We start from the raw sequence: 15,998 nt of genomic DNA, 5'->3' as shown, positions 1-15,998 counted from the left end.
GGCCACCACATGGGCACCCCAAACGAACGGCAACCTCAGACATATCGCGCTTGCCCCGAGCCGGGGCAGCTCGTCGAGGTGCGCCGTCGTCAGTGGGTGGTGGCCGACGTCGATGCCGCTGGACTGGAAACCGCCGCGCCCCAACATTGCGTGACGCTGTCGTCCATCGACGAGGACGGTCTCGGCGAGGAACTGGAAGTCGTCTGGGAGATCGAGCCAGGCGCTCAGGTCATCGAGCGCGCGGGCCTGCCATCGGTCACGGGGCAGGACGATTCGAGCATGCTCGACGCCTTCCTTGATGCCGTGCGTTGGGGCGCAGTCACCAACGCCGACCGTGGGTTTCTCCAAGCGCCGTTCCGCAGCGGTGTCAGCATCGAGGACTTCCAGCTCGACCCGCTGGTGCGCGCCATCGACATGGCGCGCGTCAACCTGCTCATCGCCGACGACGTCGGCCTCGGCAAAACCATCGAAGCCGGTCTGGTCATTCAGGAACTGCTGCTGCGGCACCGCGCGCGCACCGTCCTGATCGTCTGCCCCGCGTCGCTTCAGGAGAAGTGGCGCGTCGAGATGCTGGAGAAGTTCGGCCTCGACTTCCGCGTGGTGGACACCGACTACATCAAGCGACTGCGGCGCGAGCGCGGCATCCACGCCAACCCGTGGACGTCACATCCACGTCTCATCACGTCGATGGATTGGGCCAAGGGCGGCGAGGGCTTGCGCGCCATGCGCGACGTGATCCCGCCGCACGTCGGCCATCCGCGCAAATTCGATCTGCTGGTCGTGGACGAAGCCCACAACGTCGCACCTGCCGCAGGCACACATTACGCACTGGAGAGCCAACGCACGCGCTTCGTCCGTGCCATCGGCCCGCATTTCCAGCACCGCCTGTTCCTGACCGCGACGCCGCACAACGGCTACACCGAGTCATTCACCTCACTGCTGGAACTACTCGACGATCAGCGTTTCGCGCGCAACATCCTCCCCGACGAGAAGCGTCTGAGCCAGGTGATGATCCGTCGCCTGAAAAGCGATCTGGTCGATGCCGATGGCAATCCCCTGTATGCCCGGCGCACCTTGCAGGCGCTCGAAGTCCCTTACACGGCGGAAGAGCGCGAGATTCATCGCAAGCTGGACGATTACTGCGCCAACCGAGAAAAGGACGCCGAGAAAGCGGGCAACGGCTTCGGCACGGCCTTCGTCAACAGGCTCCTCAAGAAGCGTCTGCTCTCGTCACCTGCGGCGTTCGCGTCCACGCTCGAAAAGCACGTCGCATCGCTGTCCGAAGCCCGGCCCGCGAAGCCGGACGCGATGGCCGAGCGTATCCTGCACAAGGCCATCCTGAAGGCCGACGAGGACTACGCCGACGACAGCGAGGTCGAGAACGCCCAAGCCGAAGCCATCGAGGAAGCCACGCGCCGCTCGATGCCGCTGACGCCGGAGCAGCGAGTGACACTGGACGATTTGCGCGCGTGGGCGCAACGCGCCCGCAATCAGGCCGACTCCAAAGCCCAAGCCATCCTCGACTGGCTCACCACCCATCTCAAGCCCAACGGCGAGTGGAACGACCGTCGGGTGATCCTGTTCACCGAGTACCGCACCACGCACCAGTGGATGCAGCAAATCCTCGCCAGCCACGGTTTCGGCGGCGAACGCCTCGGCCTGCTCCACGGCGGACTCTCCCAAGATGAACGCGAACCCATCAAGGCGGCGTTCCAAACCTCGCCGCAGGATTCGCCTGTCCGCATCCTGCTCGCCACCGACGCGGCGTCCGAAGGCATCGACTTGCAAAACCACTGCAATCGGCTCATCCACTTGGAGATTCCCTACAACCCCAACGTGATGGAGCAACGCAACGGGCGTATCGACCGCCACGGCCAGCGCGAGAAGGAAGTGCTGATCTGGCACCCGGTCGATGGCGATGGTGCGAACGGCGCATCGGTCGGCGGCCACGGCGAGGACATCCTGCGCGCCCTGCGGAAGCTGGACTCGATGCGCGCCGACATGGGCAGCGTCAATCCGGTCATCGCGCCGCAAATGTCCGGCCTCATCGAAGGTTCGCTGAAGGACTTGGACACAGGGATGGCCGAGGCGCGGATCGCCCGCGCCAAGAACTTCGTGCGCGCCGAGCGCGAATTGAAGGAGCGCGTCGCCAAGCTGCACGAGCGCCTGCTCACCACCAAGCAGGATTTCCACCTCACGCCCGACCACGTCCTGATGGCCGTGAAGACCGGCCTTGAGCTGGCGGGCCGTCCGCCGCTGGAACCCGTCGCACTGGCGGGCGCACCTTCGGGCAGCGTCTTCCGCATGCCCGCGCTGTCCGGCTCGTGGGCACGCTGTCTGGAAGGGCTGCGCCACCCGCACACCCAGAAGATGCGGCCCATCACCTTCAACCACGCCATCGCCAGTGGTCGCGACGACGTCGTGCTCGCCCACCTGAACCATCGTTTGGTGCAAATGTGCCTGCGTCTGCTGCGCGCCGAAATCTGGGCGCAGGACGACGTGAAGAAGTTGCACCGGGTCACCGTCCGCACCGTGCCGGATGCGCTCGTCGACGGCCCCGCCGTGGTCGTCGTCTCTCGGCTCGTCGTCACCGGCGGCAACCATCATCGGCTGCACGAGGAACTGACCTTGTCGGGCGGCTACCTACGCGATCAGTCCTTCCGCCGCGAAGAAGGCGTCACCCGCGTCCAGCAGTGGCTGGACGAATCGAAACCGATCACGGCGGCCCCGTCCCTGTTCGACGCGCTGCGCGTCCGCTTCGACCGTCAGCAGGAAACCATCCTGAAAGCGGTCGATGCCCGTTCCAAAGAACGCCTTCGCTACCTGACCAACACGCTCCAGACCCGCAAGCAGCAGGAAATCGGCGACATCGGCACCGTGCTCGACGAACTGGAGAAGGCGATCCAGTCCGAATTGAAGAAAGGCGAGCAGCCCGAGCAGCTCACGCTCTTCACCGAGGACGAACGCACGCAACTGCGGCGCGACATCGCCGCGCTGGAAGCGCGCCTCGCGTGCATCCCCGACGAGCGCAAGATGGAGACGCAGGCCATCGAAGCCCGCTACGCCAAGCTCGACGACCGCACCTTCCCGGTCGCGGTGATCTTCGTCGTGCCGGAGGGCAGTACGAGATGAGTCGTGGCGTTCGATACTCGGTATCAGGCTTCACGCTTGCCGATGATGCCCAGTTGCTGGGCGAACTCACCGACGCGGTTGCCTCGACTGGTATACAAAGCACACGCACGACCCAAATCGAGACGTGGAAGACCCAAATCACGCTCCTGAAACGCTGTGCGCTTGACCTGATCCAGAGATACGAGGCGGCCAAAGACTGGCACTTGATCCTCGAATATGAGTTGCCGCGCCGGCAAAAGCGCCCCGATGCGATCTTGCTCGCCGAGGATGTGATCCAGGTAATCGAGTTCAAGGTCGGGGCTACGTCCCACGACGCATCGTCCCGCTGGCAGGTAGAGGACTACTGCTTGAACTTACGTGACTTCCACGGCGGCAGTTCTGGGCGTGCGATCGTGCCGGTGCTTTGCTCTACTGCTGCGCCAAGTGGCACCAGTACGTCTCCGATTTCGACGATCTCATACGTCGCGCCAGTACGGCTTACGAATGCCGACGATCTGGCTAGCGCGCTGCTGTCGGCCTACTCCGCGCGGCATGATCCCAATGGCTCTCCTATCGATGCCGATACCTGGATCGACGCACCTTATCGTCCCACGCTGTCGGTCATCGAGGCAGCCCAACGCCTTTACGAGAACCACGACGTTCGCGAAATCACCCACAGCTACGCCAGCAACTTGGACGCTACGACCGACCTACTGGCGGAGGTGATCAGAGAAGCACGTGCACAGAACCGGCGCTACGTGTGCTTCGTCACGGGCGTCCCCGGCGCCGGCAAGACACTGACAGGACTCAACGTCGTACACGACCCATCGCTGCGCACTGAAGGTGGCCCATCGGGAATTTTCTTGTCCGGCAACGGCCCCTTGGTCAAAGTCGTGCGAGAGGCGTTGATATTGAGCCAGCAGCGTGCCGGGCATCGGCGCCAAGACAGTGCCCATGAAGTCTCGACCTTCATTCAGAACGTCCACCAGTTCCTGCGCTATCACCGCGAACATCCCACGGCTTTGCCACACGAGCACGTCGTCGTCTTCGACGAGGCCCAACGCGCATGGGATCGAGAGCAGATGCTGCGCAAACAAGGGGTGGATCGTTCGGAGGCTGCCGAACTCTTCGACATGATGGATCGACTGGACGGATGGGCCGTGATCATCGCGCTCGTCGGCGGTGGGCAAGAGATATTCCTCGGTGAGGCAGGCCTGGAGGAATGGGGCCGGGCCGTCGCCGTTCGTCCAGATTGGCGAATCGTGGCGTCTCCCGAAGTCGTCTCCGGGGGAACCAGTGTATCGGGGCACCGTCTGTTCCCCGATAGCGTTCCGGCAGGAATCGAGTTCCGACCGGAGCCATTGGCGCACCTCAGTGTCGGCGTGCGGAGCTTTCGGGCTCAGCGGTTGGCAGAGTGGGTCGATGCGGTGCTGACCCTCGATACCGAACGTGCACGGTCGCTCGTGCCAGATCGCCGCGAGTTCCCGCTCCATTTCACGCGTGATCTCGAAAAAGCGAAGGCTTGGCTGCGCGCCAGGAGCCAACCGGCTCATGGCCAGCGTGCAGGCTTGATTGCCACATCCGAGGATCAACGCCTTCGCGCCTATGGGCTGGAGCGATCGAGTGCCTTCCGCCTGGGGTATTCGTTCGAGAAGTGGTTTTTGATGCCTCCGTCGGACACGCGTTCGAGCCATGTCTTGGAGGTGGCAGCATCGGAATTCGAGTGCCAAGGGCTGGAGTTGGACTGGATTGGTCTTTGCTGGGGTGGAGATTTCACCCCATCCGACCGCGGAGGTTGGGAGTACCGGAAGTCTCGCGGAGGTGGCTGGAATCAGGTGCGTAATGATGCTGAGCGTACCTATGTGCGCAATCGCTACCGCGTGCTGCTCACGCGTGCACGTCTCGGCATGATCGTCTGGATACCACCGGGCAATGCACAAGATCCGACGCTCGACCCGGACAGATTCGACCGAGTCGCTCGATTACTTGAGGCGGTCGGCGTACCTGAACTACAAAAAGAATTCGAAAGAACCGAGGCATGAGCCAGAGCAATCATCACCACGACTGGCTCGCGCTCATCGAGATTTCCGGCCCGTTCCTCGCCGTCCCCGTCCTGAAGGAAGCCTTTCCGCAGGGGCTGGAAGAACTTGATGCAGGCAAGCGCAAGCGGTTGCGCCAAGCCTACGACGAATGGCGCGAGGCCTTGGAGACCAACGATCCCCGCTTCGCCGATCTGCATGCAGCGTGGATCGACGAGGTGCTGTCGCGCGGACTGGAACTCGACGAGGACGGGCGCGGCGACGTGTTGAAGCGCAAGGATTGGTGTGCCACGCACCTGATCGTCTCGCTGCCCGAATACGGCGTGAGCCTGTCGCCAGACTTCGCAGTCGTCGGCAGTGGTGACACGCCGCTGATGCTCGTCCACGCCTACGCGCAGGACGTCGATCTCGATGCCACGCAGAAGCTGGACGGCTGGGCCAGCACGTCCGCGGAGCGCATGGTTAGACTTTGCCGCGCCACGGGCTGCCGTCTCGGCCTGGTGACCAACGGCGAACGCTGGATGCTGGTCGATGCGCCGGTGGGCGCGGTCACCACCTTCGCCAGTTGGTATGCGCGCATCTGGTCGCAGGAACCTGTCACCCTGCAAGCCTTCGTCCACCTCTTGGGCATCCGGCGCTTCTTCGTGGACGAGTCCGAACGGCTGCCTGCGCTGTTCGACCGTTCGCTGAAGTTCCAGGACGAAGTGACCGATGCCCTGGGCGAGCAAGTGCGGCGCGCGGTCGAAGTGCTGATCCAGTCGCTCGACAAGGCCGACCAAGACCGCGACCGCGAACTCCTGCGTGGCGTGAAGGAAGCCGAACTCTACGAGGCCGCGCTGACGGTGATGATGCGGCTGGTCTTCCTGCTCTCCGCCGAGGAGCGCGGCCTGCTGCTCTTGGGCGACGAACGCTACGAGGCGAACTACGCGCTCTCGACCCTGCGCATGCAGTTGCGTGCCGAATCGGATGAGATTCTGGAGCGCCGCTGGGATGCTTGGTCGCGCCTGCTGGCCGTTTTCCGTGCCGTCTATGGCGGCATCGAGCACGAAAATCTGCGCCTGCCCGCGCTGGGCGGTTCGCTGTTCGACCCGGATCGCTTCCCCTTCCTCGAAGGTCGTGCGAAAGGTTCCGACTGGCACACCGACGTCGCCAAACCGCTGCCCATCGACAATCGCACCGTCCTGTTGTTGCTCGAAGCCATCCAGCAATTCCAAGGGCGCACGCTGTCATACCGGGCGCTGGACGTGGAGCAGATCGGCTACGTCTATGAGGGTCTGCTGGAGCGCACCGTCAAGCGCACCGCCGAAGTCACGCTGGAACTCGACGCCACCAAGAGCGCGCAGTCGCCGTGGGTCACGCTGGCCGAACTCGAATCCGCGCGGCTGGATGGTGCCGCGCGTTTGGTCGAACTGCTCCAGCAGCGTTCCGGCAGTTCCGTCAGCCGCGTGCGCAACGATCTGGCCCGCGCCGTGGACGATGCGCTCGCCGACCGCCTGCTGACGGCCTGCCACGGCGACACGGCACTGCGCGACCGCATCAAACCCTTCGGCCATCTGGTGCGCACCGATCCGTGGGGCTATCCGTTGGTGTATCCCGCCGGAGCCTTCATCGTCACCACCGGCTCCGACCGGCGCGAGACCGGCACCCACTACACGCCGAAGTCGCTCACCGAGGCCATCGTCGCCGAGACGCTCACACCCATCGCCTACGTCGGCCCCGTGCAGGGCACACAGCGCGCGGATTGGATGCTGAAATCGCCCGCCGAACTGCTCGACCTGAAGATCTGCGACCCTGCGATGGGTTCGGGCGCGTTCCTCGTGCAAGCCTGCCGCTGGCTGGCCGACAGGTTGGTGGAGTCGTGGGCACAGATCGAGGCGCAGGAGCACACGGTCGGCATGGACGGGCGTGTGGTGGCCGCCGACGCCAACGTCGAGCCGTTGCCGCTCGACATTGAGGCACGCACCATCGTCGCCCGCCGTCTCATCGCCGAACGCTGCCTCTACGGCGTCGATCTGAACCCGCTGGCGGTCGAGCTGGCCAAGCTCTCCATCTGGCTGGTGACGCTGGCCAAGGGCCGTCCCTTCGGCTTCCTCGACCACAACCTGCGCTGTGGCGACAGCCTGCTCGGCATTCATCGGCTGGATCAGCTCACTCAGCTTTCGATGAACCCATCCGGTCAAGGACAACTGCGCCTGTTCGGGCAGAACATCGAGCAGGCCGTGCGCGAGGCCATCGAGCTGCGGCAACGGTTGCGCGAAATGCCCATCCGCGACATCCGCGACGTGGAGGCGATGGCGCATATGGATGCCGATGCGCGCCGCAGGCTGGCAGTGCCGGAAGGCATCGCCGATGTGTTCGTAGGCGAAGTTTTCGCATCGGGCGGAAGTGGCACGGCCCTGGAGAACGCGCTGGTGTCACTGACTGTTCAAGCCGGGCGGGCCATCGACGGCAACCGCGATGTGCTCTCCTCGATGCGCCAGAGATCGATCGCTGCGCTCTCGACCGACCTGCCTGCTGACAAACCAGCCCGCCGGCCTTTCCATTGGCCACTGGTATTTCCGGAGGTGTTCGCACGCGAGTGCGCCGGTTTCGATGGCATCGTCGGCAATCCGCCCTTTCTGGGTGGACAGAAGATCACGGGCGTCGCGGGCACAGCCTTCCGTGATTGGCTGGTCGCACACATCGCCGAAGGGCGGCGCGGCTCTGCCGATCTGGTCGCCTATTTCTTCCTTCGGGCATGGAGCCTGCTACGCAAAAACGGCGGCTTCGGGTTGCTCGCGGTCAACACCATCGCGGAAGGCGACACGCGGCAGGTCGGGCTGGAAGCGATGGTCGGCGCAGGTGCCGTCATCTACGCGGCCTACCCGAACGAACCGTGGCCCGGAAAGGCGGCGGTCGTCACCAGTCGCGTGCATGTCCACAAAGGTCAGTGGTCGGGTGAACGCTCACTGCTCGGACGACCGACTCCATTCATATCGGCTTTCCTGTCCGATCGTGAGGAGAGGAGTCCAGAACGGCTGAAGGCGAACGAAGGATTGGCGTATCAAGGCTCGATCGTGCTCGGCAAGGGCTTCGTGCTTTCACCCGATGACGCGCGCCGCATGCTGGATGCCGACCCGCGAAACGCCGACGTGATTTTCCCCTACATCAATGGGGATGATCTCAATTCAGACCCAGAGCAGAAGCCGAGCCGCTGGGTGATCAATTTTTGGGACTGGCCAGAGGAACGGGCACAAGACTACGAATTGCCGTGGCAGCGAATCGAAGAACGGGTGAAGCCGGAGCGTCAGCGCCTCAATGAGCGGGGCGAGTTCATTCTTCGGAAACCATTGCCGGAGCGTTGGTGGCAGTTCGGTGAAAAGCGACCTGGCCTTTACCACGCCATCGGTCGTGGTCGCCATTTTGAGCGCCACCCGGAAAAGTGGTCGCCTGATGTAAGTTCGACGCCAAGAGTCATCGCCTTTGCCACTCAGGCAAGTAAATATGCTGTTTTTTCCCTTGTCCCAGCGAACATTGTGTACTCCCACGCCGTTGGAGTTATTACTCACCCAGGTTTGTCTAGGTTTGCGGAGTTGGCGTCTTCCCTACATGTAAGTTGGGCTTTTGCCTTTGGAGGTCGCCTGGAGACCCGACTCAGATACGCTCCTACCGATTGCTTTGAAACCTATCCGTTCTTGCAGTCCCCGCATTCCGATCTAGGTGAAATGGGAGATCGGCTCCATCAAGCGCGCATCGACATCATGCAGGCCGACCGCATCGGCCTGACCAAGCTCTACAACCGCTTCCATACCGAAGCTGAACGCGATCCCCGCATCGAAGGGCTGCGCGCATTGCAGCGCGAAATGGACACCGCCGTCGCACGCGCCTACGGTTGGAACGATCTCGACCTTGAGCACGGTTTCCACGAAGTGCCGTACCTGCCGGAGAATGATCGCGTTCGCTACACCATCTCGGAATCTGCGCGCGTCGAAGTGCTGCGCCGCCTGTCGGAATTGAACCAGCAGCGATACGAGGAAGAAGCGGCCCAAGGGCTGCATGGAGGCAATGGTTCGCAGCGCGCCTCGACTCGGGCCCCGCGCGCCAATCGCGCCACAACGGCCCAATCCGCACTCGACTTCGAGATAAGCACTGCCACCAGTGCCAAAGGCAGGACGCCCGCCACGGCCATCCTCGGCTTCCTGCGCGCTCACGATGGCTGGCATGCCAAGGCCGACATCCTTGCCGCTACCGGCATCACGGACAGCCAGTGGACCCCCGCCATCAATGAGCTGATCACATGCGGCAAAGTCGAACGCCAAGGCGAGCGGCGGGGTGCGCGCTATCGCATTCAGCCTGGTAATCGGAACGACATTCACGAGGAGATGTGATGACTCAAGGTCAAGCTACCCCGATGTTCTCGATGACTTTCTTGGCATCAGCGAAATCACCGCACCAACGGAGCCTCCGTCCATGACCAAACCAAGCACCGACCAGGCACAGGCAAGCCCGACGAAGCAGTTCTTCGTATCGATGCTCACGCGCGACATCAGCCTTGCCGACGCGATTCTCGACCTGCTCGACAACTGCCTCGACGGTGCGATGCGGCTGGCGAATGGTGGTGCTGTCGATTACGCCAAGCACTTCGTGAAAATCGAAATCGCCGAGGATCATTTTCTGATCGCTGATAACTGCGGTGGCATCCCGCGCGAGGTCGCCAAGAACTACGCCTTCAAGATGGGGCGAGAGCCGGACGACGACCGCGATTCGGATGCCGAGACCATCGGCATGTACGGCGTCGGCATGAAGCGTGCGATCTTCAAAATGGGCCGCAACGCGTTGGTGCGCACGCGCCACGGCGATGACACGTTCGAGGTGCCGATTACTTCGCAATGGCTGGAGGCGAAGAACTGGGACCCACTGCCGATCAACGAGCCGACCGAAGTCAACGAACAACTCCCTGAGGTGGGCACCACGATCGAGGTCAGCGACCTCTACGAAGGTGTCTCGCGTCATTTTGCCAATGAAGCCTTCGAGAACGAAGTGCGCACCGCGATCGCGGAGCACTTCACCATGTTCATCCAGTGGGGCTTGAAGGTGGAACTCAATGGAAAGCCCGTGGAGTCCGTTCGCGTCGAGGTGCTCGTTTCGACGGACGAGGATCGCCCGGCACCCTACGTCTTCCAGAAAACCATCGACGATGTGCTCGTCTCGATCACCGTTGGCCTCAACAACGGGAAGAGCCTCGGCGATGACGACGAGGACGATGCGGGCTTTGAGCGCGACCGGTCGTCCGCGACGGCAGGCTGGACAGTGCTCTGCAACGACCGTGCGGTCATCGTGGGCGACAAAGGTCGGCTGACGGGCTGGGGCGATGGCATCCCGCTCTACCACCCGCAGTTCGCCATCATCACGGGCATCATCGAGTTCCGCTCCAAGCATGCCGACAAGTTGCCGGTCACGACGACGAAGCGCGCGCTCGACACGTCATCGAACGTGTGGTTGGAATCTCTCGTGAAGATGAAGGAAGGCATGCGCATCTGGATTTCGTACACGAACCAGTGGAAGAACCATCCGCGCGCCGATCAGTCGAGTCATTGGGAATCTGCCAAGCCGATGCCGTTGAGCCGGGCAATTGAGGTTGTTGCCGCTCGCAGCGCCACGAGGAGGATTGCCGACACGATCGAATTCAACCCACAGAAGGCGAAGGTCTTGCCGGAGCCGGAGGACAAGAAGCCATCGTCCCGGAAGATCGTTTTTTCGCGCCCTGCCGAGGAAGTGCGGCTCGTCGCCAAGCTGCTGTTCGATGATCCGGATGAAAAGCCAGGCATCGTCGGCGACAAGTGCTTCGAGATGCAACTCACGAAGGCCAAGAAGCAGGGGGAGTGAACGATGAGCGCAGCTTCTTCCTTACCGTACCGCTTGCGGCCCAACAAGGCCGTGGATCGGGAACTCTTCCTGTCGCTGCTGATGCGGCTGGCTCCGAAGCTCGCGCTGGAAAAGTATCACTATGTCGGACTCGGTGGCCCTTTTCTCGAAGATTTTCGGCTGATCCACGGAAGGCTCGGCATCGCAAAGATGACTTGCATCGAGACGGAAGAGCAGGTGCATAAGCGCCAGCTTTTCAACCGACCCGTCGCTTCTATCGAGTGCGTCTACAAAAGCCTCGAAGACTATCTGGACGAAACCAATCTCGATTCGCCCGCCATCATCTGGTTCGACTACACGGAACCCAAGGGCATCACCACGCAGATTGAGCGGTTTGCGCGCACCATCGGCACTGTGCCCATCGGCAGCATTCTGCGCATCACACTCAACGCTAACCCCGAATCGTTGGGGAAGCCCGATCCGAAGGACATCTCGGTCGAGGCCGACGGCGACGTTTCGGAGGATCGGGCGCAGAAGCCGACGACGCAGGAATGGCGTCTCGCGCGTTTCAAGGAACGACTGGGATCGCTCTTTCCGAGCGGATTGACCGCCGATGGCATGACGCAGAAGAACTTTGGCAAGAGTCTGCTGCATGCGCTCAAGCTGGCAGTCGAGAAGGAAATGCTCAGTTTTCGGGATCGCCGCATCGTCTGGGCGCTCGCGACGCACTATGCCGATGGTCAGGCGATGGTCACCGCCGCGCTCGTGGTCTGCCAGAACGACGACAAGACCATCGAGGAATCGGTGAAGGCTTGGGAGTTCCATGCGACGACCGATGCGCCGCATCGGGTCGATCTGCCTGCGCTCTCGACGCTGGAACGACTGACGATGGAATCGACCGACGATGCCCAGACGAAGATGGGCTTCGAGTTACCGAAATCGAACATGGGCGAAAACCCGTTCGAGGTGTTCAAGAAGTTCTATCGCATCTATCCGCACTTCTCGCGGGTGGAGCTTTAGCCCGTAACCATCTGAGGCACCCGCAGCATGACGACATCACCCAACGCATGGATCACCGTCGATCACGGTCTCGGCACGGATCGCAGGCTCGCGCCCTATACGTTGGTCTTGAAGGGTGACCGTTCCCTGTACCAAGCCATCGCTGAGGACGATTGGGTGCTCGTGCTGAATTCTGCCGGGGAAATCGTCCGCGCGGGGCGCGTGCTACGGCTTCGTTCCGACCTCGAAGCCACCACGATCTTCTTCGACCGGCTGTCGGTCACCGATGCTCCGGAGCCGGTCGCCAGCGTTTCGCTGGCCCCACCGTCGTCGGGCAACGTCGGGCGCATCCAGTGGGGTGAGTTCGTCACGGCCTTGTCCACGGCACTGCATCAGACCGTGGACGGCGTGCCACCCATCAAGGATCAGAGCTACATCCGCGAACTGCTGCAACTGGCCGTGGTGGACGACCTTCTCGGCCCGGCAGGCGGGCAGCGCGAGCACATCGTGGATATGAGCGTGCGCGACCGCTATCTGGTCGGTAAGCTGGGCCCGCGCGAAGTGGCTGAACGGGGTCAGGAATTTCCAGTCGATCCAGAGCAGGTCGAGGATGATGCCGATGATTTGATCGTCAAGGCACAACAGGAGAAATCCGGCGCACCCGTTCCCAAAGGTTCTCCTGAAACGGAGCCTCCCGATGAGATCGACGCCGCCAGCAACCAATCGCTGGTGCCCAGCAGCTTCGGCATGACCTTCTGCGTCGATGGCGACGCCGAGCGCATCGAGGTCGAGGCGCGTTGGGGCAGCTACGAGCGCGTGCCGAACAACGAACACGAACTGACCCGGCCCAATGGTCAGAAAGCCAAGGTCTGGCAGCGCATCCCTTGCGGGGGGAAACTGGTGCTGTCGCTCACCGAAGGCGTGATCCCGCATCAGGCACCGGACACCAATCGTCCGGCGGTGCGGATTCAAGGTTCCATCCGTGCCAAGAACGCCAATGGCGACCGCTTGGTGACGCTGTTCCTGATCAACGCGCAGGAGGAACCCGACACCAACCGCGACACGGCGTGGCTGTTCCAGCCGGAACTGATCGTGCGTGCGGAAGCGGAGGCGTCCAAACGCGCCATCTTCCGCCGCCGCCCCGTGCTGGACGCCGATGGGAACGACCTGGAGCGCGAATCGCTGGAGATGATCTATCGCAACCGCGTGGAGTTCGCTGTCGGGCACGGCGTCGCCGTCCATGCCGAGACGGCGGACGACGTGACGCTGGCCGTCGAGGTGCGCACCACCGTCTTGCCGCAGTACGAAGTGCAGGTCACGGAGACACCGGGCCTCGACCCCGCCGACCGTCCGGCGATGAAGCGGATGGTAGAAAGCGGTCTGCTCGACATGCAGCGGCTCGCTACGCTGGATGTCACCGAGTTGATCGATGCCCTGAACGTGCTGACGAAGGACTACGCCGCGTGGATCACCGAGCAGCGCGAACGCATCGGCGAGGACGTGGTCGGGTATGACACGCAGGCCGCGCAGGCGCTGGATCGGTGCCAGGCAATCCAGATGCGCTTGCAGCAGGGCATCGACACGCTGAAGAGCGACGGCAAGGCGCTGGCCGCTTTCCGCTTTGCCAACAAAGCAATGGCGATCCAGCGTGTGCGCAGTCAGTACGCGCTGGAAGTGCGGCGCGGGCGCGAGGTGACAGTCGATCAGTTCGACCAGCCGAAGAACCGGAGCTGGCGTCCATTCCAGTTGGCGTTCCTGCTGCTGTCGATCCCATCGCTGGCCGATCCCACGCACCCGGATCGGGTGCAGCCGATGGAAGCCCACGCCGATCTGCTGTGGTTCCCCACCGGCGGCGGCAAGACGGAAGCGTATCTGGGCGTGGCGGCGTTCACGATGGCGATTCGCCGTTTGCAAGGCAAGCTCGGCGGCTACGACGCCTCGCGCGGACTGGCTGTGATCATGCGCTACACGCTGCGCCTGCTGACCTTGCAGCAGTTCCAGCGTGCCACTGCGCTGATCTGCGCGATGGAGGTGCTACGACGCAAGGCGCTGGCCAGCGGCGATTCCGCTTTGGGCCACGAGCCGTTCACCATCGGCCTGTGGGTCGGCAACAAGGTGACGCCGGGCACGACCGAGGACAGCCACCGCGCAATCGAGGACATCCGAAACCCCGGTAGACACCACGCCGGAGCGGCATCGCCCGTGCAACTGACCAGTTGCCCCTGGTGCGGCTCCGACATCGCGCCGGGGCGTGAGGTGGATGTCGATAAGCAGTACGGGCGGACGCTCGTCTATTGCGGTGACAAGAAGGGCCACTGCGAGTTCTCGCGCGGCAAGTCCAGCAAGTCGCCGCACCCCGGCATCCCGGTGCTGACGGTGGACGAGGAGATCTACCACCGCCCGCCGACGATGATGATCGCCACCGTGGACAAGTTCGCCATGATGGCGTGGCGCGGGCAGGTGCGCACGCTGTTCGGTCGTGTGCATCAGGAGTGCGAACGCCACGGTCTGTTGTGGCCCGACTGCGATTGCACAGGGAATCACACTGCCGGAAAAGGTCTGCCTGCGGTCAAGGTCAAGAACGTCGCACCGATCCGTCCGCCCGATCTGATCATCCAGGACGAGTTCCACCTCATCAGCGGCCCGCTAGGCACGATGGTCGGCTTGTACGAATCTGCCGTCGATGAACTTTCCGGTTGGACGCTCGACGGCAAGACGGTCAAGCCGAAGATCGTCGCGTCCACGGCAACGGTGCGCAAAGCCCAGGAGCAGGTGAACAACGTGTTCATGCGGCGCGTGTCGGTGTTCCCGCCGCACGGCTTGGACGTGGAGGACAACTACTTCTCGGTGCAGCGCCCCATCGAAGAACGCCCCGGACGGCGCTATCTCGGCGTGTGCTCGCCCGGCAGCTCGCGGCCCGCGATGCTGATCCGCGTCTATACCGCTTTCCTCACCGCCGCCCAAGCCTTGTTCGACCGCTTCGGCGAACCCGCAGACCCGTACATGACGATGGTCGGCTACTTCAACTCGCTGCGCGAGCTGGGCGGGATGCGGCGCTTGGCCGAGGACGACGTGCAGACACGTTCCTACCGCGTGCAGATGAGTATGGTCGAGCGACCCGCGCTCGCGCAGCGCAGCGTCAACAACATCCGTGAGCTGACCTCGCGCGTCTCCAGTCAGGACATCCCGAAGTATCTCGACCATCTGGAGGTCAAGTTCAAGGCCGCGCTCGATGCAGCCACCGGCAAGTTCGTGACGAAGTGGAACGAGGGCGACACCCGCGCCATCGACGTGGTGCTGGCGACCAACATGCTGTCGGTCGGTGTGGACGTGAATCGCTTGGGCCTGATGGCGGTGAACGGTCAGCCCAAGGGCACGGCGGAATACATCCAAGCCACCAGCCGCGTGGGCCGTTCCTTCCCCGGCTTGGTCTGTACGGTGCTCACGTGGGCGCGTCCACGCGACCTCTCGCACTACGAGACCTTCGAGCACTACCACGCGACCTTCTACAAGCATGTGGAGGCGCAGTCGGTGACGCCTTTCTCGCCGCGCGCGATGGATCGCGGCCTGACCGGTGCGTTGCTCTCCCTGATGCGTCTGGAGAACGACGCCTTCAGCCCGAACGTGGGCGCGGGCGAGCTGAACAAGTCCGATAAGCCCGAGATCACCGAAGCCATCGACGTGCTGGTGCGGCGGGCGTGGAACGTCAGCGAGACGACCGCAATCAAGAGTCTGGCCGAGCGTGAACCTGAAGGAACGCGCGGACGAGTGGGCGAACGAAGTGAGCGTGCCCGGTCGCACGCTGGCCTATGAGAAGCGCGGCGCACAGGCAGCGACGATGGTCGGGCTGGTCAAGTCGCCGGGCATCCATGCGTGGGACAACTGGACGGTGCCGATGTCGATGCGCGAGGTGGAGCCGGGCGTGCGCCTGATCATGAACACGGGACATATCTCGGACGACCACGGGTGGAAGCCGCGTCCGGCGCCGGAGGACGAGGGCTGACC

7 protein-coding genes are annotated in these 15,998 nt (G+C 63.1%); all 7 read left to right on the top strand.

The genetic code is table 11. The annotated features are described in order from the left end of the window. Positions 1–9: 9 nt before the first annotated feature. The 7 genes from drmD to QM748_RS14945 all read left to right on the top strand — a co-directional run bounded on the left by drmD (position 10) and on the right by QM748_RS14945 (position 15,996). Positions 10–3,132, top strand: coding sequence for a DISARM system SNF2-like helicase DrmD (gene drmD / locus QM748_RS14975; RefSeq protein ID WP_415247707.1), 3,123 nt, complete (start codon positions 10–12; stop codon positions 3,130–3,132). Then, on the top strand, positions 3,129–5,153 hold the full coding sequence (locus QM748_RS14970; RefSeq protein ID WP_415247706.1) for a DUF2075 domain-containing protein: 2,025 nt from the start codon (positions 3,129–3,131) through the stop codon (positions 5,151–5,153). Before drmD ends, QM748_RS14970 begins: the two co-directional genes overlap by 4 nt. Further along, complete coding sequence (locus tag QM748_RS14965; protein ID WP_415247705.1) at positions 5,150–9,517, top strand: Eco57I restriction-modification methylase domain-containing protein; 4,368 nt, start codon at positions 5,150–5,152, stop codon at positions 9,515–9,517. The genes QM748_RS14970 and QM748_RS14965 overlap by 4 nt, the downstream gene beginning before the upstream one ends. Before the next feature lie 82 nt (positions 9,518–9,599). Further along, positions 9,600–11,015 (top strand): ATP-binding protein, encoded by a 1,416-nt coding sequence (locus tag QM748_RS14960; protein WP_415247704.1) that lies wholly within the window; start codon positions 9,600–9,602, stop codon positions 11,013–11,015. A 3-nt stretch (positions 11,016–11,018) separates the two neighbouring features. Further along, positions 11,019–12,014 carry an O-methyltransferase gene (locus QM748_RS14955; RefSeq protein WP_415247703.1) on the top strand — a complete coding sequence of 332 codons (996 nt, stop codon included), beginning with the start codon at positions 11,019–11,021 and terminating at the stop codon, positions 12,012–12,014. A gap of 27 nt (positions 12,015–12,041) precedes the next feature. Then, positions 12,042–15,806 (top strand): DISARM system helicase DrmA, encoded by a 3,765-nt coding sequence (drmA, locus tag QM748_RS14950; RefSeq protein ID WP_415247702.1) that lies wholly within the window; start codon positions 12,042–12,044, stop codon positions 15,804–15,806. Beyond that, entirely contained in the window at positions 15,775–15,996 is a 222-nt protein-coding gene (locus QM748_RS14945; RefSeq protein ID WP_415247701.1) for a hypothetical protein, read from the top strand. The genes drmA and QM748_RS14945 overlap by 32 nt, the downstream gene beginning before the upstream one ends. Positions 15,997–15,998 lie beyond the last annotated feature (2 nt).

Origin of the sequence: Thauera sp. (assembly GCF_047601425.1) — a bacterium.
GTDB lineage: Bacteria > Pseudomonadota > Gammaproteobacteria > Burkholderiales > Rhodocyclaceae > Thauera.
Note: the sequence above shows the minus strand (reverse complement) of the source record. Positions and strands in the feature narration are given on the sequence as shown.